23 protein-coding genes and 1 pseudogene are annotated in these 25,505 nt (G+C 55.8%); 10 read left to right on the top strand and 14 right to left on the bottom strand.

Annotated features, from left to right (window positions below; translation table 11 throughout):
* Positions 1 to 23 precede the first annotated feature (23 nt).
* Together edd and zwf are read right to left on the bottom strand one after the other, a co-directional pair.
* The gene (gene edd, locus ABLU86_RS03795) at positions 24 to 1,835 is read right to left on the bottom strand and encodes a phosphogluconate dehydratase (RefSeq protein ID WP_015366000.1); all 1,812 of its coding nucleotides are present in this window, start codon (positions 1,833 to 1,835) and stop codon (positions 24 to 26) included.
* A gap of 222 nt (positions 1,836 to 2,057) precedes the next feature.
* Positions 2,058 to 3,533: a glucose-6-phosphate dehydrogenase gene (zwf, locus tag ABLU86_RS03790; protein WP_015365999.1), complete on the bottom strand. Its 1,476-nt coding sequence runs from the start codon at positions 3,531 to 3,533 to the stop codon at positions 2,058 to 2,060.
* Positions 3,534 to 3,852: 319 nt separating this feature from the next.
* Here zwf and ABLU86_RS03785 point away from each other — a divergent pair.
* Both ABLU86_RS03785 and pyk read left to right on the top strand, forming a co-directional pair.
* Positions 3,853 to 4,757: pseudogene (locus tag ABLU86_RS03785) on the top strand (MurR/RpiR family transcriptional regulator).
* A gap of 125 nt (positions 4,758 to 4,882) precedes the next feature.
* A complete protein-coding gene (gene pyk, locus ABLU86_RS03780; protein ID WP_015365996.1) occupies positions 4,883 to 6,325 on the top strand; it encodes a pyruvate kinase in 1,443 nt (480 codons plus the stop codon).
* A 249-nt stretch (positions 6,326 to 6,574) separates the two neighbouring features.
* Here the strand turns inward: pyk and lpxM are convergent, their stop codons facing one another.
* The 3 genes from lpxM to znuA all read right to left on the bottom strand — a co-directional run bounded on the left by lpxM (position 6,575) and on the right by znuA (position 9,952).
* On the bottom strand, positions 6,575 to 7,546 hold the full coding sequence (gene lpxM, locus ABLU86_RS03775; protein WP_032705956.1) for a lauroyl-Kdo(2)-lipid IV(A) myristoyltransferase: 972 nt from the start codon (positions 7,544 to 7,546) through the stop codon (positions 6,575 to 6,577).
* Positions 7,547 to 7,672: 126 nt separating this feature from the next.
* Positions 7,673 to 8,992 (bottom strand): murein DD-endopeptidase MepM, encoded by a 1,320-nt coding sequence (gene mepM / locus ABLU86_RS03770; RefSeq protein ID WP_015365994.1) that lies wholly within the window; start codon positions 8,990 to 8,992, stop codon positions 7,673 to 7,675.
* Positions 8,993 to 9,007: 15 nt separating this feature from the next.
* The gene (znuA, locus tag ABLU86_RS03765) at positions 9,008 to 9,952 is read right to left on the bottom strand and encodes a zinc ABC transporter substrate-binding protein ZnuA (protein WP_042893478.1); all 945 of its coding nucleotides are present in this window, start codon (positions 9,950 to 9,952) and stop codon (positions 9,008 to 9,010) included.
* A 78-nt stretch (positions 9,953 to 10,030) separates the two neighbouring features.
* On the opposite strand from znuA, the gene znuC reads away from it, so the two are divergent.
* Both znuC and znuB read left to right on the top strand, forming a co-directional pair.
* The gene (gene znuC, locus ABLU86_RS03760; protein ID WP_015365992.1) at positions 10,031 to 10,783 is read left to right on the top strand and encodes a zinc ABC transporter ATP-binding protein ZnuC; all 753 of its coding nucleotides are present in this window, start codon (positions 10,031 to 10,033) and stop codon (positions 10,781 to 10,783) included.
* On the top strand, positions 10,783 to 11,568 hold the full coding sequence (gene znuB / locus ABLU86_RS03755) for a zinc ABC transporter permease subunit ZnuB (RefSeq protein WP_015365991.1): 786 nt from the start codon (positions 10,783 to 10,785) through the stop codon (positions 11,566 to 11,568). Before znuC ends, znuB begins: the two co-directional genes overlap by 1 nt.
* Before the next feature lie 39 nt (positions 11,569 to 11,607).
* Here znuB and ruvB read toward each other — a convergent pair whose 3' ends face one another.
* The 6 genes from ruvB to aspS all read right to left on the bottom strand — a co-directional run bounded on the left by ruvB (position 11,608) and on the right by aspS (position 16,909).
* Positions 11,608 to 12,618 (bottom strand): Holliday junction branch migration DNA helicase RuvB, encoded by a 1,011-nt coding sequence (ruvB, locus tag ABLU86_RS03750; RefSeq protein WP_015365990.1) that lies wholly within the window; start codon positions 12,616 to 12,618, stop codon positions 11,608 to 11,610.
* 8 nt (positions 12,619 to 12,626) lie between these two features.
* Positions 12,627 to 13,238: a Holliday junction branch migration protein RuvA gene (ruvA, locus tag ABLU86_RS03745; RefSeq protein ID WP_015365989.1), complete on the bottom strand. Its 612-nt coding sequence runs from the start codon at positions 13,236 to 13,238 to the stop codon at positions 12,627 to 12,629.
* 81 nt (positions 13,239 to 13,319) lie between these two features.
* Positions 13,320 to 13,841: a crossover junction endodeoxyribonuclease RuvC gene (gene ruvC, locus ABLU86_RS03740; RefSeq protein WP_015365988.1), complete on the bottom strand. Its 522-nt coding sequence runs from the start codon at positions 13,839 to 13,841 to the stop codon at positions 13,320 to 13,322.
* Positions 13,842 to 13,886: 45 nt separating this feature from the next.
* Complete coding sequence (locus ABLU86_RS03735) at positions 13,887 to 14,627, bottom strand: YebC/PmpR family DNA-binding transcriptional regulator (RefSeq protein ID WP_015365987.1); 741 nt, start codon at positions 14,625 to 14,627, stop codon at positions 13,887 to 13,889.
* A gap of 49 nt (positions 14,628 to 14,676) precedes the next feature.
* Positions 14,677 to 15,120: a dihydroneopterin triphosphate diphosphatase gene (gene nudB / locus ABLU86_RS03730; RefSeq protein WP_015365986.1), complete on the bottom strand. Its 444-nt coding sequence runs from the start codon at positions 15,118 to 15,120 to the stop codon at positions 14,677 to 14,679.
* 1 nt (position 15,121) lies between these two features.
* The gene (gene aspS / locus ABLU86_RS03725) at positions 15,122 to 16,909 is read right to left on the bottom strand and encodes an aspartate--tRNA ligase (protein WP_032705959.1); all 1,788 of its coding nucleotides are present in this window, start codon (positions 16,907 to 16,909) and stop codon (positions 15,122 to 15,124) included.
* 266 nt (positions 16,910 to 17,175) lie between these two features.
* Between aspS and ABLU86_RS03720 the strand changes: the two genes are divergently transcribed.
* The 5 genes from ABLU86_RS03720 to cmoB are packed head-to-tail and all read left to right on the top strand — an operon-like array spanning position 17,176 to position 20,802.
* Positions 17,176 to 17,742 carry a hydrolase gene (locus ABLU86_RS03720; RefSeq protein WP_348795938.1) on the top strand — a complete coding sequence of 189 codons (567 nt, stop codon included), beginning with the start codon at positions 17,176 to 17,178 and terminating at the stop codon, positions 17,740 to 17,742.
* The gene (locus ABLU86_RS03715; protein WP_015365983.1) at positions 17,739 to 18,557 is read left to right on the top strand and encodes a DUF72 domain-containing protein; all 819 of its coding nucleotides are present in this window, start codon (positions 17,739 to 17,741) and stop codon (positions 18,555 to 18,557) included. The genes ABLU86_RS03720 and ABLU86_RS03715 overlap by 4 nt, the downstream gene beginning before the upstream one ends.
* 53 nt (positions 18,558 to 18,610) lie before the next feature.
* Positions 18,611 to 19,006, top strand: coding sequence for an MAPEG family protein (locus ABLU86_RS03710; RefSeq protein ID WP_015365982.1), 396 nt, complete (start codon positions 18,611 to 18,613; stop codon positions 19,004 to 19,006).
* Between the two features lie 39 nt (positions 19,007 to 19,045).
* A complete protein-coding gene (cmoA, locus tag ABLU86_RS03705; protein ID WP_015365981.1) occupies positions 19,046 to 19,789 on the top strand; it encodes a carboxy-S-adenosyl-L-methionine synthase CmoA in 744 nt (247 codons plus the stop codon).
* Positions 19,786 to 20,802 carry a tRNA 5-methoxyuridine(34)/uridine 5-oxyacetic acid(34) synthase CmoB gene (gene cmoB, locus ABLU86_RS03700; protein ID WP_015365980.1) on the top strand — a complete coding sequence of 339 codons (1,017 nt, stop codon included), beginning with the start codon at positions 19,786 to 19,788 and terminating at the stop codon, positions 20,800 to 20,802. Before cmoA ends, cmoB begins: the two co-directional genes overlap by 4 nt.
* 128 nt (positions 20,803 to 20,930) lie before the next feature.
* Here the strand turns inward: cmoB and cutC are convergent, their stop codons facing one another.
* Both cutC and ABLU86_RS03690 read right to left on the bottom strand, forming a co-directional pair.
* Positions 20,931 to 21,671, bottom strand: a complete 741-nt coding sequence (gene cutC, locus ABLU86_RS03695) for a copper homeostasis protein CutC (protein WP_015365979.1) — start codon at positions 21,669 to 21,671, stop codon at positions 20,931 to 20,933.
* Positions 21,672 to 21,750: 79 nt separating this feature from the next.
* On the bottom strand, positions 21,751 to 22,320 hold the full coding sequence (locus ABLU86_RS03690; protein WP_348795937.1) for a VOC family protein: 570 nt from the start codon (positions 22,318 to 22,320) through the stop codon (positions 21,751 to 21,753).
* 229 nt (positions 22,321 to 22,549) lie between these two features.
* On the opposite strand from ABLU86_RS03690, the gene argS reads away from it, so the two are divergent.
* The gene (argS, locus tag ABLU86_RS03685; protein WP_015365977.1) at positions 22,550 to 24,283 is read left to right on the top strand and encodes an arginine--tRNA ligase; all 1,734 of its coding nucleotides are present in this window, start codon (positions 22,550 to 22,552) and stop codon (positions 24,281 to 24,283) included.
* An 80-nt stretch (positions 24,284 to 24,363) separates the two neighbouring features.
* Here the strand turns inward: argS and ABLU86_RS03680 are convergent, their stop codons facing one another.
* Positions 24,364 to 25,503 carry a glycoside hydrolase family 105 protein gene (locus ABLU86_RS03680; protein ID WP_042893377.1) on the bottom strand — a complete coding sequence of 380 codons (1,140 nt, stop codon included), beginning with the start codon at positions 25,501 to 25,503 and terminating at the stop codon, positions 24,364 to 24,366.
* Positions 25,504 to 25,505: the final 2 nt, after the last annotated feature.

Here is a 25,505-nt window from a genome sequence, read left to right as displayed (position 1 = left end):
CCAAATCTACAAATCGAATCGTCTTAAAAAGTAATGCAGGTTGCGCCCTGCTCGGCTCCGGAGAGCTTCTCACGCAGCGCGCCGAACATCTCGCGGCCGGTTCCGACCCGCGAGCTGCTCAGGTCCGGAATATGCGGCTGGCGTGCGGCCAGTTCAGCTTCATCTACCAGCAGGGTCAACTCGCCGGTCTGCCCGTTAACGCGAATCATGTCGCCATCGCGCACTTTCGCCAGCAGCCCGCCATCGTAGGCTTCAGGAGTAACATGGATGGCTGACGGTACCTTGCCTGATGCGCCGGAAAGTCGGCCATCGGTGACCAGCGCAATTTTGAAACGGCGGTCCAATAATACACCAAGTGGCGGCATAAGTTTATGTAATTCTGGCATGCCGTTCGCTTTCGGCCCCTGATGGCGTACAACGACTACGCAATCTTTATCCAGCAGCCCCGCTTCAAACGCCGGCAGTACGTCGTGCTGGCTCTCAAAGACGACCGCTGGCGCTTCGATAATCTGGTTCTCAACCGGCACCGCGGAGGTCTTCATGACCGCACGACCGAGGTTACCGCTCAGCACTTTGGTACCGCCATGGCGGGAGAATGGTTTCTCGAAGGTAGCGATGACCTGATCGTCAAGCGGCGCGGTCGCCCCTTCACGCCAGTCCAGCTCACCGTTATTCAGCCAGGGTTCCATGGTGTAACGCGACAAGCCGAAGCCGGCGACGGTATTGACATCTTCATGCAGCAATCCGCCTTTCAGCAGCTCGCGCACCAGTACCGGCACGCCGCCTGCCGCCTGGAAGTGGTTAATGTCCGCCGGACCGTTTGGATACAGACGCGCCAGCAGCGGCACCACATCAGAAAGATCGGAGAAATCATCCCAGTTAATGATAATGCCCGCCGCGCGCGCCATCGCCACCAGGTGCATCGTATGGTTGGTGGAGCCGCCGGTCGCCAGCAGCGCAACGATACCGTTGACCACCACTTTTTCGTCAATCATTTTACCCAGCGGCATCCACTCATTGCCGTTGCCGGTCATGCGCGTCACCTGACGAGCTGCGGCGCTGGTCAGCGCTTCGCGCAACGGGGCGTCCGGATGAACAAACGAGGAACCTGGCAGCTGCATGCCCATAAACTCAACCACCATCTGGTTGGTGTTGGCGGTACCGTAGAAGGTACAGGTGCCCGGGGCATGATAAGAGGCAGCTTCGGATTCAAGCAGCGCCATACGGTCAACTTTACCTTCGGCGTACAGCTGACGAATGCGCACTTTTTCTTTATTCGGCAGGCCGCTGGCCATCGGGCCGGACGGAATAAACACCGACGGCAGATGGCCGAAGGAAAGCGCCGCCATGGTCAGACCGGGAACAATTTTATCGCATACGCCAAGATACAACGCGCCGTCGAACATATTGTGCGACAGACCGATGGCGGCAGACATGGCAATCACTTCGCGGCTCAGCAGCGACAGCTCCATGCCATCCTGGCCCTGCGTCACGCCGTCACACATTGCCGGCACGCCACCAGCCACTTGCCCTACCGCATTGGCGGAGTGCAAGGCTTTACGGATGATATCCGGATAATGTTCATAAGGCTGGTGAGCGGACAACATATCGTTATAGGAGGTGATAATAGCGATGTTGTTGCGCAACATGCTCTTCAGCGACGCTTTATCATCTGCCTGACAGGCGGCAAAACCGTGCGCCAGGTTACCGCAGGCCAACTGCGAACGATGGACGGTATCGCTTTTGGCTTGATTAATTCGTGCGAGGTAGGCTGAGCGGGTTTCGCGTGACCGTTCGATAATGCGATTTGTTACCCGTAACATTGTCGAATTCATAGAGGCTCCTCAAAATTTATCTGTCCGGCCACCGCGCGATGACGACGAAAAATGGTGTAAATGGCACCACCACTGGGGCTCAGGGGCAAAATGTCTACAGGCAGTGTAATAAAAAAAGCCCCGGGGGTGAATCCTCCCGGGGCTTAAAAGATTAAAAATTATGCGCCAGACTGCGCCAGATCATGTTACCGGTAAAATAACTCTCCCGGATTAACGCTAGTCTTACTCGAATTCGTTCCAGGAACGGCCATCGCGGGTGATCATCGCCACCGACGCCACCGGTCCCCAGGTACCAGCCTGGTAAGGCTTCGGCGCATCGCCGTCGGCCGCCCATGCGCCGGTAATGGAGTCAACCCACTTCCACGCTTCTTCCACTTCATCGCGACGCACGAACAGCGCCTGAATACCGCGCATGGTTTCCAGCAGCAGGCGTTCATAGGCATCCGCTAAGTGCGTCTGATTGAAGGTTTCGGAGTAGCTCAGATCCAGCTTGGTGATCTGCAGATTATGCTTGTGATCGAGGCCTGGAACTTTGTTAAGCACCTGAATATCCACACCTTCATCCGGCTGCAGACGAATGGTCAATTTATTCTGCGGCAGCTCCTGCCAGGTCTCTTTGAACAGGTTCAATTCCGGAGTTTTGAAGTACACCACCACTTCGGAGCATTTCGTCGGCAGGCGTTTACCGGTACGCAGGTAGAACGGCACCCCAGCCCAACGCCAGTTATCGATATCCACGCGAATGGCTACGAAGGTCTCCGTGTTGCTGGATTTGTTAGCGCCCTCTTCTTCCAGATAGCCCGGTACTTTTTTACCTTGCGCGAACCCGGCGGTGTACTGACCGCGGACGGTTTTCTCACGCACGTTCGAGCGATCGATACGGCGCAGCGATTTCAGCACTTTCACTTTTTCATCGCGGATGCTGTCGGCAGTCAGATCCGACGGCGGCGACATGGCGATCATGCACAGGATCTGCAGCAAATGGTTCTGGATCATGTCGCGCATCTGCCCGGCTTGATCGAAATAACCCCAGCGGCCTTCAATACCCACTTCTTCCGCCACGGTGATTTCAACGTGGTCAATGGTGCGGCAGTCCCAGTTATTCACAAACAGGGAGTTAGCAAAGCGCAGCGCCAGCAGGTTCAGTACCGTCTCTTTACCCAGATAATGGTCGATGCGGTAAACCTGGCACTCTTCGAAATACTCGCCCACCTGGTCATTAATTTCCCGGGAGGTTTCCAGCGAGGTACCGAGCGGTTTTTCCATCACCACCCGCGCGGGCTTGGCATTCAGCTTCGCTTCGCCCAGGCCTTTGCAGATAGCGCCGAACGTGCTTGGCGGCATCGCGAAGTAGTTAATGGTGACGCGGTTTTCCTGATCCAGCATATCGCCCAGACGCGTAAAACCGCTGGTATCGTTGACATCAAGATTACAGAAGTCCAGACGACCGCTCAGGGTATCCCATAAACCTTCGTCGATTTTCTCTTTCATGAAGGTTTCTAACGCTTCACGCACAACTTTGGTGTAAGCGTCTTTATCCCAATCAGCGCGACCGACGCCGATGATGCGGGTTTCAGGGTTAATCTGGCCAGCTTTTTCAAGCTGATACAGGGAAGGCAACAGTTTACGGCGCGCGAGGTCACCTTTCGCGCCGAAAATGACCAGATCGCATGCCTGGGCCGTTTGCGTTACCGCCATGTCATTCTCCTCAGTTGATAGTCTGGTGCTTATGCCAGGCTAAATTTGTAATTTTCTTACGCTGCACTGTACTGTGTTTACGAATTTCCTGAAACCCTTGGCGGTGCTTTCCCGACGTTACCGCACATAGAGGAAAAGCGTTCGCCGACAAATTGGGCATCAGGCTAAGAATGTTCGTTGTTTCGTCTGGTTTTCAGTTAGTAAAATACGACTCTGATCATGTAATGAAAAAAAACGACATTTTTTCTCGTCATTCCTCACCGCTTCTGATTGCGGAGGGGTATATTCTTGCTAAAACGCCTGATGATTTCACCCATTAATGAAATCGTTTCCATTGATGAGCGCCTGTAAACAATGAACATGCTGGAAAAAATCCAGTCCCGACTGGAAAACCTTAGCAAATCTGAACGCAAAGTGGCGGAAGTCATTCTTGCCACACCGGCGCAGGCCATTCACTCAAGCATAGCGGCCCTCGCGCTGGAAGCCGGCGTCAGCGAGCCGACCGTAAACCGATTTTGTCGCAGCCTGGAAACCCGGGGGTTCCCCGATTTTAAACTGCACCTGGCGCAAAGTCTGGCACACGGTACCCTCTATGTTAACCGTAATGTCGATGAAGACGACAGCGTCGAATCCTATACGGCGAAAATTTTCGAATCGGCGATGGCCAGCCTCGATCAGGTACATCATGCGCTGGATATGTCCGCGGTCAACCGGGCAGTCGATCTGCTTACCCAGGCGAAGAAAATTTCCTTCTTCGGCCTGGGGTCTTCAGCAGCCGTCGCGCATGACGCGATGAATAAATTTTTCCGTTTTAACGTCCCGGTCATCTACTCCGACGATATTGTCCTACAGCGCATGAGCTGTATGAATTGTAACGATGATGACGTGGTGGTCATCATTTCACATACCGGACGCACCAAAAGCCTGGTTGAACTGGCGCAGTTAGCGCGTGAAAACGATGCCATGGTCATTGCCATCACTTCGGCCGGGACCCCGCTGGCGCGGGAGTCGACGCTGGCCATTACCCTGGATGTTCCGGAAGACACCGATATTTATATGCCGATGGTGTCGCGCCTGGCCCAGCTCACGGTAATTGATGTGCTGGCGACCGGCTTTACCCTGCGCCGTGGAGCAAAATTCAGAGATAACTTGAAGAGGGTCAAGGAAGCGCTGAAGGAATCGCGCTTTGATAAAGAACTACTCATTAGTAGTGATAAACAATAATAGTCATTATAAGTCAGAGACCAATTATATCCCGGTAGCGTAGCAGTTCCGCCCGTTAGCGGATTTGGCGCTACCGAATCCATGTTCACGCAACACCAAAGTTGTTTCAGTCAACGGAGTATTACATGTCCAGAAGGCTTCGCAGAACCAAAATCGTAACGACCTTAGGCCCGGCAACTGACCGCGATAACAACCTCGAAAAAGTTATCGCCGCGGGCGCTAACGTCGTACGCATGAACTTCTCTCACGGTACCCCGGAAGATCACCAACTCCGCGCAGACAAAGTCCGTGAAATTGCAGCAAAACTGGGCCGCCACGTTGCGATTCTCGGCGACCTGCAGGGGCCGAAAATCCGCGTCTCCACCTTCAAAGAAGGCAAAATTTTCCTCAACATTGGCGACAAATTCCTGCTCGACGCCAACCTGGGCAAAGGCGAAGGCGATAAAGAAAAAGTCGGCATCGACTATAAAGGCCTGCCAGCGGACGTCGTTCCAGGCGATATCCTGCTGCTCGACGATGGACGCGTGCAGCTGAAGGTCCTGGAAGTACAGGGGATGAAAGTTTTCACCGAAGTTACCGTTGGTGGCCCGCTATCTAACAATAAAGGTATCAACAAACTCGGCGGCGGGCTGTCTGCAGAAGCGTTAACCGATAAAGACAAAGCCGATATCGTTACCGCCGCAAAAATTGGCGTTGATTACCTGGCGGTCTCCTTCCCGCGCTGCGGCGAAGACCTGAACTACGCTCGCCGTCTGGCCCGTGACGCTGGTTGCGATGCGAAAATCGTCGCTAAAGTCGAGCGTGCGGAAGCGGTCTGCGACCAGGATGCCATGGACGACGTTATTCTCGCCTCCGATGTGGTGATGGTAGCTCGCGGCGATCTCGGTGTGGAAATCGGCGATCCGGAATTGGTGGGTATCCAGAAGGCGCTGATCCGCCGCGCTCGCCAGCTTAATCGCTCGGTCATCACCGCCACGCAGATGATGGAATCAATGATTACCAATCCGATGCCGACCCGCGCGGAAGTCATGGACGTGGCGAACGCCGTACTGGACGGTACCGATGCCGTGATGCTCTCCGCGGAAACCGCTGCCGGCCAGTATCCGTCTGAAACCGTCGCCGCGATGGCGCGGGTGTGCCTGGGCGCAGAGAAGATCCCAAGTCTCAACGTTTCCAAACACCGTCTTGACGTCCAGTTCGACAATGTCGAAGAAGCGATTGCCATGTCGGCGATGTATGCGGCCAACCACCTGAAAGGTATTACCGCGATTATCACCATGACCGAGTCCGGCCGCACCGCGTTGATGACTTCACGTATCAGCTCCGGCCTGCCAATTTTCGCCCTCTCCCGTCACGAGCGTACTCTGAACCTGACGGCGCTCTATCGTGGCGTGACGCCGGTTCATTTCGACAGCCATAACGACGGCGTTGCCGCCGCGCACGACGCGGTTAACCTGCTGCGTGATAAAGGCTATCTGGTCTCCGGCGACCTGGTGGTCGTCACCCAGGGCGACGTGATGAGCACCATCGGCAGCACCAACACCACCCGTATCCTGACCGTTGAGTAATCGCCTTCAGTGATGGGTAAGCCTCCTTACGGAGGCTTTTTTATGCTTGTTATCCTGGTAAATGCAGGCATCACAACATGCCGGCGATGGTAGCATACGGAAATGTTTTGTAGGCCCGCGCAAGCGCGGCGCCGCCGGGCAATATCCGCGGATAAGAAGCTGCTTTTGCGCCGGATGGCGGCTGCGCCTTATCCGGCCTACGGTCTGGTAAATGCAGGCGCCGTAGCCCTGCTCAGCGCAGCATACAGCTTACTTCTTCGGAAACAGTTCGTTGCGCTTGTAAGGCTCGGTTTCGCCCGGCTTACGCGTCTTCAGCAGTTTCAGGATCCAGGTATACTGCTCAGGATGCGGCCTGACGAAAATCTCAACCTCTTCGTTCATACGGCGCGCAATCGTCGTATCATCAGCTTCCAGCAGATCGTCCATCGGCGGGCGCACCAGCACCGTCAGGCGATGCGTTTTACCGTCATACACCGGGAACAGCGGTACTACACGCGCGCGGCAGACTTTCATCAAACGACCAATCGCCGGAAGAGTCGCTTTATAAGTCGCGAAGAAATCGACAAATTCGCTATGCTCGGCGCCGTGATCCTGGTCGGGCAGATAATAGCCCCAGTATCCCTGGCGAACCGATTGAATAAATGGCTTGATACCATCGTTACGCGCGTGCATCCGCCCGCCGAAACGACGGCGCACGGTGTTCCAGACATAGTCAAATACCGGATTCCCCTGGTTATGGAACATCGCCGCCATTTTTTGCCCGCCCGAAGCCATCAGCATCGCCGGAATATCCACGCCCCAGGCGTGCGGCACTAAAAAGATGACCTTTTCATTATTACGCTGCAGCTCGTCGATGATCTCTTTCCCTTGCCAGTCAACGCGGGACATCACGCGCTGCGGATCGCGCATGCCGAGTTCGGCCATCATCACCATTGCCTGCGGAGCCGACATATACATTGCATCGATGATCGCTTCACGCTCTTGCTCGCTTTTTTCCGGGAAGCAGTACAACAGGTTAATCTGCGCCCGACGGCGCGAGCTCTTTGCCAGACGCCCAACGAAACGCCCCAGTTTGCCGAGAATAGGATCGCGGAAAGAGGGAGGGGTCAGCGCAATACCGGCGAAGGCGAAAACGCCCAACCACGCGCCCCAATAGCGCGGCAGTAAAAAAGATTTCTCAAATTTGGGGATAAACTCAATGTTATTTTTTTTCGTTTCCATGCCCGGTCCGCAGAAGGTCTGCTCAATCAATAAAGATAATGGCTTAGTTTAGCGATACGTCACTCATCGCACAAAAGAAAAAGCCGGCGCATTACGGACGCCGGCTTTCTGTAATGATTATTCAGGCTAATCAAAGCGCAGTTGCGGGATAACCTCTTTGGCCTGCGCCAGATAATCGGTACGATCGGAACCGGTTAAGCCTTCGGTACGCGGCAGTTTCGCCGTCAGCGGATTAACCGCCTGCTGGTTAATCCAGACTTCATAGTGCAGGTGCGGGCCAGTAGAACGCCCGGTATTGCCCGACAGCGCGATACGATCGCCGCGTTTCACTTTCTGCCCCGGTTTCACCAGCAGCTTGCGCAGGTGCATATAGCGGGTGGTATAGGTTCGGCCATGACGCACGGCAACATAGTAGCCTGCCGCGCCGCTGCGTTTCGCCACCACCACTTCACCATCGCCGACAGAAAGCACCGGCGTGCCCTGCGGCATAGCGAAGTCAACGCCGCGGTGCGGCGCGACGCGCCCGGTCACTGGATTCAGGCGACGCGGGTTGAAGTTAGACGACACGCGGAACTGACGCGAGGTCGGGAAGCGCAGGAAGCCCTTCGCCAGACCCGTACCGTTGCGATCGTAGAATTTGCCATCTTCGGCGCGGATCGCGTAATAGTCTTTGCCATCGGAACGTAAACGCACGCCTAACAGCTGGCTCTGCTCGCGCTTGCCATCAAGCATTTCACGCGACATCAGGACAGAGAATTCATCGCCTTTTTTCAGCTTGCGGAAGTCCATCTGCCACTGCATCGCTTTGATGACCGCGCTGATTTCCGAGCTGGTAAGGCCAGCATCACGGGCGCTGGAGACGAAGCTGGCGCCAACGGTGCCTTTCAGGACGTTGTTGACCCAATCCCCTTTCTGCAGCTCGCTGCTCATTTTAAAACCATTGGCGACGCGGTTATAAGTACGCGTCTCACGGCGTGACATCTCCCACGTCAAGCTTTGTAGATCGCCATCAGCGGTTAGCGTCCAGGAGAGCTGTTGACCAATTTTAAGATTACGCAGCTCTTTATCAGCAGAGGAGAGTTGAGCGATATCGCCCATATCAATACCGTACTGATTAAGAATACTGCTCAGCGTATCGCCGGTAGAAACCACATATTCATGGCCGCCGGAGTCGCTATCGGATTTGTCATCGAGCTCATCCTGCGGGATAGCTTCTTCTTCCTGCGGCGCCTGATCGATGGGTTCGGAAGCTTCCGGCAACAGAGAGCGGATTTCGCTTTTTTCCAGCTCAATCGTTCTGACTATCGGGGCTGATTCCGGGTGGTAGATGTAGGGCCGCCAGACGGCGACCGCTAACGTTAGAACGCTCAACGACCCCAGCATAACGCGATGGGGTCGTGGCAGATTGTTGAATGCCTGAGTGACAGCGCGGGCTATCTGTTGCACGTATTCACTTCCTCGTTAATCTCCTTTCAGGCAGCTTGAATACTGATGCCCCAACTGGCTCAGGAACTGAGGGTAACTGTCTTTACCCAGCTTAATTCCGATTCCAAGTGGATCCAGGGTTCCCATGCGCACGGAGGTCCCCCTGGCAACAGCTTCGATGACCGCTGGCCTGAATTGTGGCTCAGCAAAAACGCACGTCGCTTTTTGCTCAACCAACTGTGTTCTTATTTCGTGTAAACGCTGCGCACCAGGCTGGATTTCAGGGTTGACGGTAAAATGCCCCAATGAGGTCAAACCGTAATGTTTTTCGTAGTAGCCATAGGCATCATGAAAAACGAAATACCCCTTACCTTTCACCGGCGCCAGCTCGTTACTCACCTGTTTGTCGGTTGCGGCTAATTTTGCCTCAAATTCCTTCAGGTTGGCGTCAAGTTTGGCTCGACTCTGCGGCATAAGTTCCAATAATTTATCGTGGATTGCAACCGCTGAGAGCCGCGCTATCTCTGGGGAGAGCCACAGATGCATATTGTAAATGCCGTGATGGTGATCGCCGTCACTTTTTTCGCCATTAGCATGTTCGTGACCATGTTCGTCATCGTCATCATCCGTCCCTTTGATGAGCAACGGTTTCACCCCATCCAACTGGGCGATGGTGACCTTTTTCTGCTCCGCAATGCTTTGCGTTGACTTGTCCATGAATGCTTCCATTTCTGGACCAATCCATACCACTAAGTCTGCGTTCTGTAAGCGTTTTACATCAGACGGGCGTAGTGAATAATCATGCTCGGAAGCCCCGTCAGGCAATAACACCTGAGTATCCGTCACGCCATCGGCGATAGCGGAAGCGATAAAGCCAAGGGGTTTCATGGAAGCGACGACGGCGGCATTAGCTACCGGGGCATGAGCGAACAAAAAAGCGGCGCTAAGTCCAGCGCAAAGAAGCGTATTTTTATGTAACATAATGCGACTAATCATCGTAATGAGCGAAAGTGATGTGATATTATAACATTCAATCGCTAGTGCAACCCCTAATTTGACATGACGAATCTTGTAACGCTGGAAAAAGTCGCGGTCGTCTACGGCCAGCGGCGCGTGTTGTCTGACATTTCGCTAACGCTAAAACCAGGCAAAATTTTAACGCTTCTTGGCCCGAACGGCGCCGGGAAATCGACGCTGGTACGCGTAGTGCTCGGCCTGGTGACGCCGACCGAAGGTGCTATCCAGCGCGAGAAAAATCTGCGTATCGGCTACGTACCACAAAAACTGCATCTTGATGCTACTATGCCGCTGACGGTCAGCCGCTTTATGCGCCTGCGTCCAGGTACGCGCAAGCAGGTTATTATGCCGGCGCTGCAGCGCGTGCAGGCCGGGCATCTTATCGATGCGCCAATGCAAAAACTCTCCGGCGGCGAAACCCAGCGCGTGTTGCTGGCGCGGGCCCTGTTAAATCAGCCACAACTGCTGGTGCTGGATGAACCTACCCAGGGCGTCGACGTTAATGGGCAGGTAGCGCTGTATGATTTAATTAATCAACTGCGTCAGGAGCTGAACTGCGCGGTCTTAATGGTTTCCCACGATCTCCACCTGGTGATGGCCAAAACCGATGAAGTGCTGTGCCTGAACCAGCATATTTGCTGCTCCGGAACTCCGGAAGTGGTCTCGATGCACCCGGAATTTATCTCCATGTTCGGCCCGCGCGGCGCGGAACAGCTGGGGATTTATCGTCACCAACATAATCACCGCCACGACCTGCAGGGGCGGATTGTACTGCGTCGGGGAAATGGCCGCTAATGATTGAATTACTGTTACCCGGCTGGTTAGCCGGCATGATGCTTGCCTGCGCGGCGGGCCCCCTGGGTTCGTTCGTGGTCTGGCGGAGAATGTCCTACTTTGGCGATACGCTGGCGCATGCTTCGCTGCTTGGGGTGGCGTTTGGGCTGCTGCTCAACGTGAATCCGTTTTATGCGGTTATCGTGGTCACGCTGCTGCTGGCGGGCGGCCTGGTGTGGCTGGAAAAACGCCCTCACCTGGCGGTCGATACCCTGCTGGGTATTATGGCCCACAGCGCGCTGTCGCTCGGTCTGGTGGTGGTGAGCCTGATGTCGAACGTGCGCGTCGACCTGATGGCCTATCTGTTTGGCGATCTATTAGCCGTTACTCCACAGGATTTAATCTCCATTGCATCAGGCGTAGTGGTGGTGGTCGCGATATTGCTCTGGCAGTGGCGTAACCTGCTGGCGATGACCATCAGCCCTGATTTAGCGTTTGTTGACGGCGTGAAGTTACAGCGGGTTAAGCTGCTGCTGATGCTGGTGACGGCATTGACTATCGGCGTGGCAATGAAATTCGTCGGTGCGCTGATCATCACTTCGCTGTTGATAATCCCGGCCGCTACCGCCCGCCGCTTTGCCCGCACGCCGGAACAGATGGCCGCGGTAGCCGTTGGCGTGGGTATGCTGGCGGTAACCGGGGGATTAACCTTCTCGGCGTTCTACGATACCCCAGCAGGGCCTTCGGTTGTGCTGTGCGCAGCGGCGCTGTTTGTTCTGAGTATGATGAAGAAAACGGCGAGTTGATTGAGAGGCTACCCGGTAGCGCAAAGCTACCGGGTTTCATCAGGGCATTTCCGGCGGGGTAATACCGAAGTGATTCCAGGCGCGCACCGTCGCCATTCGGCCACGCGGCGTGCGCTGCAGGAACCCCTGCTGAATTAAGTACGGCTCCAGCACGTCTTCAATGGTTTCCCGCTCCTCGCCGATAGCCGCCGCGAGGTTATCGAGGCCGACCGGACCACCGAAGAATTTATCGATCACCGCCAATAGCAGCTTGCGATCCATATAATCAAACCCTTCGGCATCCACGTTGAGCATATCCAGCGCCTGAGCGGCGATCTCAGCGGAGATAGTGCCATCGTGACGCACTTCGGCAAAGTCGCGCACCCGGCGCAGCAGGCGGTTGGCGATACGCGGCGTACCGCGCGCGCGACGGGCGACTTCCAGCGCCCCTTCTTCGCTCATCTCCAGCCCCATATGACGGGCGCTACGGCCAACAATGTGCTGCAGGTCCGGCACCTGATAAAACTCGAGGCGCTGTACGATACCAAAGCGGTCGCGCAGCGGCGAAGTCAATGAGCCGGCGCGGGTGGTGGCGCCAATCAGGGTAAACGGCGGCAGATCGATTTTAATCGAGCGCGCGGCCGGGCCTTCGCCAATCATGATATCCAGCTGGTAATCTTCCATCGCCGGATACAGCACCTCTTCCACTACCGGTGAAAGGCGGTGGATTTCATCAATAAACAGGACATCATGCGGCTCAAGGTTGGTCAGCATTGCCGCCAGGTCGCCAGCCTTTTCCAGCACCGGGCCGGAGGTGGTACGCAGATTCACGCCCATTTCGTTGGCAACGATATTGGCAAGCGTGGTTTTCCCCAACCCTGGCGGGCCAAAAATTAACAGGTGATCGAGCGCATCGCCACGCAGTTTCGCCGCCTGGATAAAGATCTCCATCTGCGAACGCACCTGCGGCTGGCCGACGTACTCTGCGAGCAATTTGGGGCGGATAGCGCGGTCAGCGGCCTCTTCGAAACCAATGCTGTCGCCTGATACCAGCCGATCTGCTTCAATCATCCCTTACCTCACAACGCCGCGCGCAGCGCTTCGCGGATTAGCGTTTCACTGTTAGCATCCGGACGGGCGATTTTGCTCACCATCCGGCTGGCCTCTTGTGGTTTATAGCCCAGCGCCACCAGCGCGGCAACCGCTTCTTGCTCCGCGTCGTCGGCAGTTGGGCCGGCAGGCGTGGTCAGCACCAGATCGGCGGCCGGAGTAAACAGGTCGCCATGCAGGCCTTTGAAGCGATCTTTCATCTCGACGATTAAACGCTCGGCGGTTTTCTTGCCGATACCCGGCAGTTTCACCAGCGAGGCGACTTCTTCACGCTCAACGGCGTTCACAAACTGCTGCGCCGACATGCCGGAAAGGATAGCCAGCGCCAGCTTCGGCCCGACGCCGTTGGTTTTGATAAGCTCTTTAAACAGGGTGCGTTCCTGCTTGTTGTTAAAGCCGTACAGCAGCTGCGCGTCTTCGCGTACCACAAAATGGGTGAAGACGATGGCTTCCTGCCCGGCTTCCGGTAGCTCGTAGAAGCAGGTCATCGGCATATGAACTTCATAACCTACGCCCCCGGTTTCCAGTAATACCAGCGGGGGTTGCTTTTCGAGAATGATGCCTCTGAGTCTGCCTATCACGTAGCGCTCCTGAATAAAGGGCCGAAAGTCTAATGCGTTATCATAAAAAAAGGCTGGATGAATATCCAGCCTGATTTGTGATTATCGTAACCGCCCTCGCGCCAGATTGAGCCGGGTCTCGCTAATCTGAGCCAGGTTCTGACTGAGGTGGCAATGGGTGATGGCGATGGCCAATGCATCCGCCGCATCCGCCTGCGGATTTGCCGGAAGTTTCAGCAAAGTACGCACCATATGCTGTACCTGGCTCTTTTCCGCGCTACCGATACCGACGACGGTTTGCTTAACCTGGCGAGCCGCGTACTCAAAAACCGGCAGGTCCTGGTTCGTCGCCGCGACAATCGCCACTCCGCGCGCCTGCCCAAGCTTCAACGCCGAATCGGCATTTTTCGCCATAAAGACCTGCTCGATAGCGAAATAGTCGGGCTGGAACTGGGTAATAATTTCGGTGACGCCGGCGTATATCAGCTTCAGCCGCGACGGCAGATCGTCTACTTTGGTGCGGATACATCCGCTGCCAAGGTAGCTCAACTGCCGTCCGACCTGGCGAATCACGCCATAACCGGTCACGCGTGACCCCGGGTCAATGCCGAGAATAATGGCCATCACGCGCCTCCAGTAATAACTCACCCGCAATACCGGCTACCGGCATCACAGCGTTGCGGCAACCTCATCGGAGATTTCGCCGTTATGATACACTTCCTGCACGTCGTCGCAGTCTTCCAGCATATCAATAAGACGCAGCAGCTTCGGCGCGGTTTCCGCATCCATATCCGCTTTAGTCGACGGGATCATTGAGACTTCAGCAGCATCGGCTTTCAGGCCTGCGGCTTCCAGCGCATCACGTACCGCGCCCATCTCTTCCCAGGCGGTGTAAACGTCAATGGCGCCGTCATCATAGGTGACAACGTCTTCAGCACCCGCTTCCAGCGCGGCTTCCATGATGGTGTCTTCGTCGCCTTTCTCGAAGGAGATCACGCCTTTTTTGCTGAACAGATAGGCCACAGAACCGTCGGTTCCGAGGTTACCACCGGTTTTGGTAAAGGCGTGGCGCACTTCGGCTACGGTACGGTTACGGTTGTCGCTCAGACATTCAACCATTACCGCGGTGCCGCCCGGGCCGTAACCTTCATAAATGATGGTTTCCATGTTCGCGTCTTCATCACCGCCGACGCCGCGCGCGATGGCGCGGTTCAGGGTGTCGCGAGTCATGTTGTTGGACAGCGCTTTATCTACCGCCGCGCGCAGACGCGGGTTGGATGCCGGATCGCCGCCGCCCAGACGCGCAGCGGTGACCAGCTCGCGAATGATTTTAGTAAAGATCTTACCGCGCTTGGCATCTTGCGCCGCTTTGCGGTGTTTGGTGTTGGCCCATTTACTATGACCTGCCATAAAAAACTCTCCAAAAAAGCCGTCTTTCCGCGGCAAACGCCGCGGGAAGTTACCCGGCGTTAATTACAAATTCTTCAATCGCCTGCCGGTTGCTCCACGATTTAGTTAGCGCGGCGGCATCCGACGCGCTAACCCAGCGGTAATCCAGATGTTCAGTGAAAACAATCTGGCGCTCATGGGGCAGCGCAAGACGGAACCAGAATTCCGTATTGCGCTCGACGCCCGGCGCATAGCGATGACGTAAGTGAGAAAATATCTCGAACTCCACCGTACGCTGACAGTCAATTAAGGCCAGTTGCTCGCGAGCAACGTCAATGGCGACCTCTTCCTTTACTTCGCGCGCGGCGGCCTGCAACGCGGTTTCCCCCTCTTCCAGGCTGCCGGTAACCGACTGCCAGAAAGCGGGATCGTCGCGTCGCTGCAACATCAGCACCCGCTTCGTATCTTCGGCGTAAATCACCACCAGAACGGAGACGGGCAGCTTGAATGACATCTTAGTTGTTCTCCGGAGACTCTTTTGCCTCTTTCGCCACAACCTGAATCCCCAGTTCGCCTAACGCGGCAGGATTCGCGAAGCTCGGCGCTTCGGTCATCAGGCACGCGGCAGCCGTGGTTTTCGGGAAGGCGATAACGTCACGGATGTTATCGGTACCGGTCAGCAGCATGGTCAGGCGATCGAGGCCAAACGCCAGGCCGGCGTGCGGCGGGGTACCGTATTTCAGCGCATCCAGCAGGAAGCCGAATTTTTCACGCTGTTCTTGTTCGTTAATGCCCAGAATACCAAACACGGTTTGCTGCATTTCACCGCTGTGGATACGCACCGAACCACCACCGACTTCGTAGCCATTGATGACCATGTCGTAGGCGTTAGCCACAGCATCTTCCGGCGCGGCTTTCAGCTCAGCGGCGGTCATATCTTTCGGCGAGGTGAACGGGTGGTGCATCGCGGTCAGGCCGCCTTCACCGTCGTCTTCGAACATTGGGAAGTCGATAACCCACAGCGGCGCCCATTTGTTCTCGTCGGTGAGATTCAGGTCTTTGCCCAGCTTCAGACGCAGCGCGCCGAGGGCATCAGCAACCACTTTCTTGTTGTCAGCGCCGAAGAAGATCATGTCGCCGTCTTGCGCGCCGGTGCGCTCAAGGATAGCTTCCACGATTTCGGCGTTGAGGAATTTCGCCACCGGGCTATTGATGCCTTCAAGGCCCTTCGCACGCTCGGTCACTTTAATATAGGCCAACCCTTTCGCACCGTAGATCTGCACGAATTTGCCGTATTCATCAATCTGTTTACGGGTCAGCGCCGCACCGCCCGGTACGCGTAAGGCAGCAACGCGGCCTTTGGCGTCGTTAGCCGGGCCGGAGAAGACGGCGAATTCTACTGCTTTCACCAGATCGGCTACGTCTACCAGTTCCATCGGGTTACGCAGGTCCGGTTTATCGGAACCGTAACGACGCTCCGCTTCGGCAAAGGTCATCACCGGGAATTGACCGAGGTCTACGCCCTTCACGTCCTGCCACAGCTTACGTACCAGATCTTCCATCACTTCACGCACCTGCGGTGCGGTCATGAACGAAGTTTCAACATCAATCTGGGTAAATTCAGGCTGACGGTCGGCACGCAGGTCTTCGTCGCGGAAGCATTTGACTATCTGATAGTAACGATCGAATCCGGACATCATCAGTAGCTGTTTGAACAGCTGCGGAGACTGCGGCAGCGCGTAGAATTTACCTTTATGGACGCGCGACGGCACCAGATAGTCACGCGCGCCTTCCGGCGTAGCTTTGGTCAGCATCGGGGTTTCGATATCGAGGAACCCGTGATCGTCCATGAAGCGGCGCACGAAGCTGGTGATTTTGGCGCGGGTTTTCAGGCGCTGAGCCATTTCCGGACGACGCAGGTCAAGATAGCGGTATTTCAGGCGCGCTTCTTCGGTGTTGACGTGGTTGGAGTCCAGCGGCAGCGCTTCCGCGCGGTTGATGATGGTCAGGTCAGACGCCAGCACTTCGATTTCGCCGGTGGCCATCTCGCGGTTAACGTTGCGCTCTTCACGCGCGCGCACGGTGCCGGTGATTTGGATGCAGAACTCATTACGCAGTTCGGAAGCCAGTTTTAATGCATCCGCACGATCCGGATCGAAAAACACCTGCACGATGCCTTCACGGTCGCGCATATCGATGAAGATAAGGCTACCGAGATCACGACGACGGTTGACCCAACCACACAGGGTCACTTGCTGCCCCACGTGGGACTGACGTAGCTGTCCGCAATATTCTGTACGCATGAGATATCCCTTAACTTAGCCGCAGGCGGATGTTGCCTGCCTTGCAGGCGACGAGGTCGCAGCTTTGCTGAATGTCACTACTGAATGAAAAAAGGCGGCTATTATACTGGAAATTCTGTCTGACGATAAGCCCGACGCAGTTTGTACGCTGCTTTGCTGCGCGCTTATTGCTTGTGCTCACATAAATTAACAAAATTTGTTACCCTTGAGCTGAATTAGCAACGGTATTGTAGCGGCCTGACAAGAGAACAAGATACGGGGATACCATGTTAGAACTCAATGCGAAAAAGACCGCGCTGGTCATTATTGACCTGCAAGAAGGCATTTTACCTTTTGCCGGCGGTCCGCACCGCGCCGACGAGGTGGTGACGCGCGCGGCAAAGCTGGCTGAAAAATGTCGTCAACAGGGTTCGCCCGTCATCATGGTTCGAGTGGGCTGGTCCGCCGATTTCGCCGAAGCGTTAAAACAGCCGGTAGATGCCCAGACTGGCGCCGTAAAATTACCTGAAAACTGGTGGGTCTATCCGCCGGCACTCGGCAAACAGGATAGCGATATCGAAGTCACGAAACGCCAGTGGGGCGCGTTCTACGGCACCGATCTTGAACTGCAGCTTCGCCGCCGCGGTATCGACACCATTATTCTTTGCGGTATCTCCACCAATATCGGCGTGGAATCCACCGCCCGCAATGTCTGGGAACTGGGGTTCAGTCTGGTCATCGCCGAGGATGCATGCAGCGCCGCCTCCGCCGAACAGCATCAGGGCAGTATGACCCATATCTTCCCGCGCATCGCCCGCGTGCGCAGCACTGAGGACATTCTCACCGCCTTATGATTTATATCGGGCTCCCGCAATGGTCGCACCCTAAATGGGTGCGCCTTGGCATCACCGGCCTTGAAGAGTATGCCCGCCATTTTAACTGCGTGGAGGGTAATACCACCCTGTATGCCTTACCAAAGGCCGAGATTGTCGATCGCTGGTATCAACAAACTCACGATGATTTTCGGTTCTGTTTTAAATTCCCGGCCACGATTTCGCATCAGGCGGCGCTGCGCGACTGCGACGACTTAAGCCACGAATTTTTTACTCGTCTGGCGCCGCTGGAATCGCGCATCGGCCAGTACTGGCTTCAGTTGCCCGCCACCTTCGGGCCACGAGACCTCCCTGCCCTGTGGCAGTTTCTCGATACGCTACCGAAAAACTTCACCTACGGCGTTGAAGTTCGCCATCCTGAGTTTTTCGCCAAAGGCGATGCTGAACAACAGCTTAATCGTGGCTTGCACCAGCGCAACGCCAACCGCGTGATCCTCGATAGCCGCCCGGTACATAGCGCCGTCGCGCGCAACCCGGCGATGATTGACGCGCAAAAAAAGAAACCCAAAGTTCCGGTTCACGCGGTCATGACCGCGGAGCAGCCGATGGTGCGTTTTATCGGCAGCGACGATATGGCGCAGAATCGCGAATTATTTCGCGTCTGGTTACAGACGCTGCCAAAGTGGCATCAGTCAGCCACGCCATGGCTGTTTCTACATACCCCGGATATCGCCCAGGCGCCTGAACTGGTGGATACGCTATGGGAAGATTTACGTGCGGTGCTGCCGGGCGTCGGCGCCGCGCCGTCAATTCCGCAGCAATCCTCGCTTTTCTGATATCCTGCTATGATAGTCGGAGCCACCTGACATAATTAAAGGGAGTTTTGGGTATGGTCAGCGCGCTGTATGCGGTTTTGGGTGCGTTATTGTTAATCAAGTTTTCCTTCGACGTGGTACGTCTGCGCATGCAGTATCGCGTCGGCTATGGCGACGGTGGTTTTAGCGAACTACAGGTCGCTATTCGCGTTCATGGCAATGCGGTGGAATACGTCCCCATTGGGCTCATTCTGCTGTTGTTCATGGAAATGAACGGCGCGCTAACCTGGATGGTGCACGTTTGCGGTATTTTGCTGATTGCCGGACGCCTGATGCACTCGTACGGTTTCCATCATCGCCTGTTCCGCTGGCGGCGTTCCGGAATGAGCGCCACCTGGTGCTCGCTGTTGCTGATGGTGCTGGCTAACCTGTGGTATATGCCCTGGGAGTTGGTTTTCTCCCTGCGTTAGCGCACAATACGCCGTTTTCGTTTTTTCGGGTTTAACGTTATGTCTCACCGCGACACGCTTTTTTCCGCGCCGATCGCCAGTCTCGGCGACTGGACCTTTGATGAACGGGTAGCCGAAGTCTTCCCGGATATGATCCAGCGCTCTGTTCCTGGTTACTCCAATATTATTTCGATGATCGGCATGCTGGCTGAGCGTTTTGTTCAGCCAAACACTCAGGTTTACGATCTCGGCTGCTCGCTCGGCGCCGCGACGCTTTCCGTGCGTCGCAATATCGCGCATCCGGGATGCAAAATTATCGCCATTGATAACTCCCCGGCGATGGTAGAACGCTGCCGTCGTCATATTGATGCCTATAAAGCGCCGACGCCGGTTGAGGTTATTGAGGGCGATATTCGCCATATCGCCATTGAAAATGCCTCCATGGTCGTGCTGAACTTCACTATTCAGTTCCTCGAGCCGAGCGAACGTCAGGCGATCCTGGATAAAGTCTATCAAGGGCTCAATCCGGGCGGCGCGCTGGTGCTTTCCGAAAAATTCAGTTTTGAAGATGCCAACGTCGGCGAACTGCTGTTTAACATGCACCATGACTTCAAACGCGCCAATGGCTATAGCGAACTGGAAATCAGCCAGAAGCGCAGCATGCTGGAAAACGTCATGCTGACGGATTCAGTGGAAACCCACAAAGCACGACTGCGCCAGGCGGGGTTTGAACATGCCGAACTGTGGTTCCAGTGCTTTAATTTTGGTTCATTGGTGGCGGTTAAATCCGAGGAACGGGCATGATCGACTTCAGTAATTTTTATCAGTTGATCGCGAAAGGGCCGCTCTCCCACTGGCTGGAAACCCTGCCCGCTCAGGTCGCGGCCTGGCAACGCGAAGCGCTGCACGGCAAGTTTCGCGAATGGGAACGCGCCGTTGAGTTTCTGCCCGAGCTGGCGCCCTGGCGTCTCGATCTATTGCATAGCGTCACGGCGGAAAGCGAAACGCCACTCAGCGAAGGCCACCAGCTGCGAATTGAGAATCTGCTGCGAAACCTGATGCCGTGGCGTAAAGGCCCTTATTCGCTGTATGGCATTAATATCGATACCGAATGGCGTTCCGACCTGAAATGGGAACGCGTGCTGCCGCATCTTTCCGATCTCACCGGTCGTACTATCCTCGATGTCGGCTGCGGCAGTGGTTATCACATGTGGCGGATGATTGGCGCCGGCGCGCATCTGGCGGTCGGTATCGACCCAACGCAGCTGTTCTTATGCCAGTTTGAAGCGGTACGCAAACTCATCGGCAACGATCAGCGCGCGCATCTGCTGCCGCTCGGCATCGAACAACTGCCGGCGCTGGAAGCCTTTGATACCGTCTTTTCGATGGGTGTGCTCTATCACCGCCGTTCCCCGCTGGATCATCTGTGGCAGCTCAAAGATCAGTTAGCCCCCGGCGGCGAGCTGGTACTGGAGACGCTGGTCATTGAAGGTGATGAGAACACCGTGCTGGTGCCCGGCGACCGCTACGCGCAAATGCGTAACGTTTATTTCATTCCTTCCGCCGCCGCGCTAAAACAGTGGCTGGAGAAGTGCGGATTCATCGATGTGCGCATTGTTGATACCTGCGTCACCACCAGCGAAGAGCAGCGCCGCACCGAATGGATGACGACGGAATCACTCGCCGACTTCCTCGATCCACATGACAGCAGCAAAACGCTGGAAGGTTATCCCGCGCCGCTGCGCGCGGTGATCGTCGCCACTAAACCAGAGACGCAGCAGTCACTGGCGAAAAAAGCAGCCGCGGCCAGAGCGTAATTGACCTCGAGCGACTACTGACGCTCGCGGGATAAAAAAAGGCCCCTGTTGAAATTGCAGGGGCCTGGTACGGGCAATCATCATATTGGGCGACATGATGTGCAGCAAAAAACGGTTAGCTTCGCGGGCTAATCCCGCGCGGCAGAAATAATTTGTTTCATTTCCGCCACCGCCTCGCCGTTAACGGCATAGCGGCAATATTCATCGGCATCTGCGTCGGTGGACATCGATAACCCCGGATTACGAAAGCGCATCGGCGATGGCAACCACTGCCCCGCTGAGCTATGCACCTCTTTGAGGCCTGCCTGCAGAAACTTTTGCAGATTGGCAGCCCGCACTCCCGCTCCGGCCATAATGATTGGAGTATCGCCCAGCGCAATTAGTTCCATAATTTTTGCAAGACCTTGCTCCGCCGTTGGCCGTTGTCCAGAAGTGAGGATACGCGCAACCCCCAGTTCAGCAAGCGAATGCCAGGCCTGACGCGGGTCGGCGCACATATCAAAGGCCCGGTGGAAGGTCACCGCCAGCGGCCCCGCCGCCGCCATAATTTTTTGCATGCGGGGGATATCCACCTGGCCGTCAGCATCGAGTACGCCGATCACCAGGCCTGCAAAACCCAGATCTCTGACCGTCGCTACATCATCCAGCATGGCGGCAAACTCGCCGTCGGTGTAACAAAAATCGCCGCCGCGCGGACGGATAATCGGATGAACCGGAATCGAGATATTGTTTCGCACCGAACGCAGCACGCCCAACGACGGCGTTAACCCGCCCTCCTGCGGCGCGGCGCAAAGTTCAATGCGATCGGCGCCGCAACGCTGCGCCTCCAGCGCGCATTCCATGCTATAGCAGCAAACTTCCAGTAACATCGATTCCTTCTCCATTTTCATCACGGGCAACACAGCATGTCACGATTTTTCCCCGCAGACGCCGCGCGGCTTCACACTGTTAAGTATCGGATCGCTCGCTGGCGACGATTTGCTCGATCGACCAGGGGTGGAATTTAATGGTCACTTTGCCGTCCGTGACCGCCAGCGTCGGGTTCGGCAAACGTTCACGCTCCCCTTTCGGCGAACTGGTTTTCACGAAAATCCCCGGCTGGCTGAGTCCATCATCGGAAAGCAAGGCCAGGGCGCGAGCGTTGAGGGTTTCCGGGTCACCCGGCAGAACGATTTCGATATGTTCCCAGCCTTCGTGCGGGTAACGTTTTTCACCCGGCCAGGGCAACTCCACAACCGTAAAGCGCCAGTGGGCGACAAAGATAGGTTCGGCAAGCTTAAATAAGCAAATGGGGCGGCCATTAATGATATTTTCCGATAGTAACGTGCCGCAACGCTCCAGCCCCTGCCGCCAGCGCTCCGCCGTCGTATTTTGATGACAACGCAGCGAAATATGGTCGGCGTCCAGCGGCGCAAGCTCCAATCCCAACCGTTCGGCCAGCGCTTGCAGCGCATCGTTAAAACGCGGTAAATCCGCCGAAATATCATTCAGTTCATCAATTTGCTGCCAGTTCGCCATCTTGCGCCTCGGTGATCGCTAAAAAGGCTAATTTATCCTGTTTCGCCGCCCCGACCAACCGCCAATCCGCGCGCCGAAACAACGAATGGTTATTGATTAAGCGTGCTGCCCGGCAACTTGCGTGTGGTGCTGACGACGGGGCGCAAATGCAGTATACTCCCGCCTTAATTTGTCCATGTTCCGGCGCCGCCCCACAGGGGTTCTCGCGCCTTAAAAGTAAGGTATTCCGGTGAATATTCAGGCTCTTCTCTCAGAAAAAGTCAGCCAGGCCCTGATCGCGGCAGGCGCGCCTGCCGATTGCGAACCTCAGGTCCGCCAGTCAGCAAAAGTTCAGTTCGGCGACTATCAGGCCAATGGCGTGATGGCGGTGGCCAAAAAACTGGGCATGGCGCCGCGACAACTTGCAGAGCAGGTACTGTCTCATCTCGATCTGAACGGCATTGCCAATAAAGTCGAAATCGCCGGACCGGGCTTTATCAATATTTTCCTCGATCCAGCCTTCCTGGCGGACAACGTCAATCTCGCGCTTCAGTCCGAGCGCCTGGGCGTGGCGAAACCACAGCCGCAGACCATCGTTGTTGACTACTCCGCGCCGAACGTGGCGAAAGAGATGCACGTCGGCCATCTGCGTTCAACCATCATCGGCGATGCCTCGGTACGTACTCTGGAATTCCTCGGCCATCGCGTTATCCGCGCCAACCACGTCGGTGACTGGGGTACCCAGTTCGGGATGCTGATCGCTTATCTGGAAAAGCAGCAGCAGGAAAACGCCGGCGAAATGGCGCTGGCCGACCTCGAAGGTTTCTACCGCGAAGCGAAAAAACACTATGACGAAGACGAAGCGTTCGCCGAGCGCGCACGTAGCTACGTGGTTAAGCTGCAGGGCGGCGACGAGTACTTCCTGCAGATGTGGCGCAAACTGGTCGACATCACCATGTCGCAAAACCAGATCACCTACGATCGCCTGAATGTCACCCTGACCCGCGATGATGTGATGGGTGAAAGCCTGTACAACCCGATGCTGCCGGGGATCGTTGCCGATCTGAAAGCAAAAGGCATGGCCGTCGAGAGCGAAGGCGCGACCGTGGTCTTCCTTGATGAATACAAAAACAAAGAAGGCGAACCGATGGGCGTCATCATCCAGAAAAAGGATGGCGGCTACCTCTACACGACTACCGATATCGCCTGCGCAAAATACCGTTATGAAACGCTGCATGCCGACCGCGTGCTCTACTACATCGACTCTCGTCAGCATCAGCATCTGATGCAGGCATGGACTATCGTCCGTAAAGCCGGCTATGTACCGGAATCCGTACCGCTGGAACATCACATGTTCGGCATGATGCTAGGTAAAGACGGTAAACCATTCAAAACACGCGCCGGCGGTACCGTCAAACTGGCCGATCTGCTGGACGAAGCGCTGGAGCGCGCACGCCGCCTGGTGGCCGAGAAGAACCCGGATATGCCGGCCGATGAGCTGGAAAAACTGGCCAATGCGGTGGGTATCGGCGCGGTGAAATATGCCGATCTGTCGAAAAACCGCACTACCGATTACATTTTCGACTGGGACAACATGCTGGCGTTCGAAGGTAATACCGCGCCTTACATGCAGTATGCCTATACCCGTGTGCTGTCGGTGTTCCGTAAAGCCGGTATCGACGAAAGCGCGCTGGCTGCCGCGCCGGTAGTTATTAGTGAAGATCGCGAAGCGCAGTTGGCTGCCCGCCTGCTGCAGTTCGAAGAAACGCTGGCCGTCGTCGCCCGTGAAGGTACTCCGCACGTAATGTGCGCCTACCTGTACGATCTGGCCGGTCTGTTCTCTGGTTTCTACGAACACTGCCCGATCCTCAGCGCCGAAAGCGAAGAGGCCCGTAATAGCCGCCTGAAACTGGCGCTGCTGACGGCGAAGACGCTGAAGTTGGGCCTCGATACTCTGGGTATTGAGACCGTAGAGCGGATGTAAAAAACAAACCCGGTGAAAGCCGGGTTTGTTTTATTAGTCGCCCCGGTACGCGCAACGCGGCCGGGGAATCTATGCCGCTATCAGAAATATTTGCGCAGATACTCCGTCAGACAAAGAATCGCCATCGCCTGGCCGTACGGCATAGAGGTGAGCGGAATTTGCCGGTAAAAATCGAGATCGGAGCCCATCCCGGTACCAAACGAGGTTTGCAGCAGTTCCCCCTCTGGTGAAATATTTCGCACAATCCCGCGTATCGCCTTTTCGGCAACCTCGGTGTACTCCGCCCCGACATAACGCTTACGTATCGCTTTCAGGATGCCGTAAGCGAAGCCCGCCGTCGCCGACGCTTCAAGATAGGAATGCGGATCGTCGAGCAGGGTATGCCAGAGCCCACTCTCATCCTGACATTTCGCTAACGCGGCAATTTGCGCATTCAGTACCTGTAGCAGATAGCGGCGCACCGCACTCCCCTCTGGCAAATCCACCAGCTCAAGGAAGTCCGGGATCACGATGGTGAGCCAGCTGTTACCTCGCGCCCAGCGCGCACGCGCAAAGTTGTGTCGGCCGTCATAACTCCAGCCGTGGAACCACAGGCCTGTCTCTTTGTCCATCAGGTTCTGTACATGCAGCAAGAACTGATAGGTTGCTTCTTCAATGTATTGCGGACGATTTAGTAATTTACCGATTTTGGCTAGCGGCAGCACCGTCATCATTAGCGTGTCATCCCACATCTGCTGATGGTTCTCTTCCGCCAGGGTAATGTGCTGCATGCCTCCCTGCTCGGTGCGCGGCATCTCATGCATCGCCCATTCGGCCCAGCTATCGAGCCACGGTAGATACTCCTGGCGCCCGGTCTCTTCATAGCGATAAGCCAGCGTCAAAAACGGCGCCATGGTATTAACGTTTTTGGTGGTTGCACCTTCGGCGAAGCGATCGGCGAACCAGCCGTCAATGATATCGCGCATCGCGGTATCGCCGGTTTGTTGATAATACTGGTAGATGCCGTACAGCCCAACGCCGTGGGTCCACTCCCAACCGGCCCAACCTTTGGTATCGATGACTCGCCCATCGTCCAGCCGCAGTAAAAACTGCCCGTTGTCATCCTTAATATTCACCAGGTTTTGCGTCACATTACGGATCAATGCCTGAAGCTCGCTGCGAGCGATAAAGCGCTCAGGCTGACGCAGTAATGGGCTATGTTTGACCGGCCAAACTTTCATGT

Source organism: Klebsiella sp. JN_Kp121 (genome assembly GCF_040062145.1).
Classification (GTDB): domain Bacteria; phylum Pseudomonadota; class Gammaproteobacteria; order Enterobacterales; family Enterobacteriaceae; genus Klebsiella; species Klebsiella aerogenes.
Note: the sequence above shows the minus strand (reverse complement) of the source record. Positions and strands in the feature narration are given on the sequence as shown.

Bases quoted from the DNA above. Each gene is read 5' to 3' on its own strand.
- ABLU86_RS03690 (WP_348795937.1), bottom strand. From the start codon at position 22,320: ATGGCGAACTGGCAGCAAATTGATGAACTGAATGATATTTCGGCGGAT.
- ABLU86_RS03680 (WP_042893377.1), bottom strand. From the start codon at position 25,503: ATGAAAGTTTGGCCGGTCAAACATAGCCCATTACTGCGTCAGCCTGAG.
- ruvC (WP_015365988.1), bottom strand. From the start codon at position 13,841: ATGGCCATTATTCTCGGCATTGACCCGGGGTCACGCGTGACCGGTTAT.
- ABLU86_RS03735 (WP_015365987.1), bottom strand. From the start codon at position 14,627: ATGGCAGGTCATAGTAAATGGGCCAACACCAAACACCGCAAAGCGGCG.
- znuC (WP_015365992.1), top strand. From the start codon at position 10,031: ATGACGAATCTTGTAACGCTGGAAAAAGTCGCGGTCGTCTACGGCCAG.
- ABLU86_RS03715 (WP_015365983.1), top strand. From the start codon at position 17,739: ATGATTTATATCGGGCTCCCGCAATGGTCGCACCCTAAATGGGTGCGC.
- ABLU86_RS03710 (WP_015365982.1), top strand. From the start codon at position 18,611: ATGGTCAGCGCGCTGTATGCGGTTTTGGGTGCGTTATTGTTAATCAAG.
- ruvB (WP_015365990.1), bottom strand. From the start codon at position 12,618: ATGATTGAAGCAGATCGGCTGGTATCAGGCGACAGCATTGGTTTCGAA.
- lpxM (WP_032705956.1), bottom strand. From the start codon at position 7,546: ATGGAAACGAAAAAAAATAACATTGAGTTTATCCCCAAATTTGAGAAA.
- cmoB (WP_015365980.1), top strand. From the start codon at position 19,786: ATGATCGACTTCAGTAATTTTTATCAGTTGATCGCGAAAGGGCCGCTC.
- edd (WP_015366000.1), bottom strand. From the start codon at position 1,835: ATGAATTCGACAATGTTACGGGTAACAAATCGCATTATCGAACGGTCA.
- nudB (WP_015365986.1), bottom strand. From the start codon at position 15,120: ATGTCATTCAAGCTGCCCGTCTCCGTTCTGGTGGTGATTTACGCCGAA.
- cutC (WP_015365979.1), bottom strand. From the start codon at position 21,671: ATGTTACTGGAAGTTTGCTGCTATAGCATGGAATGCGCGCTGGAGGCG.
- znuA (WP_042893478.1), bottom strand. From the start codon at position 9,952: ATGTTACATAAAAATACGCTTCTTTGCGCTGGACTTAGCGCCGCTTTT.
- pyk (WP_015365996.1), top strand. From the start codon at position 4,883: ATGTCCAGAAGGCTTCGCAGAACCAAAATCGTAACGACCTTAGGCCCG.
- cmoA (WP_015365981.1), top strand. From the start codon at position 19,046: ATGTCTCACCGCGACACGCTTTTTTCCGCGCCGATCGCCAGTCTCGGC.
- ABLU86_RS03720 (WP_348795938.1), top strand. From the start codon at position 17,176: ATGTTAGAACTCAATGCGAAAAAGACCGCGCTGGTCATTATTGACCTG.
- znuB (WP_015365991.1), top strand. From the start codon at position 10,783: ATGATTGAATTACTGTTACCCGGCTGGTTAGCCGGCATGATGCTTGCC.
- aspS (WP_032705959.1), bottom strand. From the start codon at position 16,909: ATGCGTACAGAATATTGCGGACAGCTACGTCAGTCCCACGTGGGGCAG.
- zwf (WP_015365999.1), bottom strand. From the start codon at position 3,533: ATGGCGGTAACGCAAACGGCCCAGGCATGCGATCTGGTCATTTTCGGC.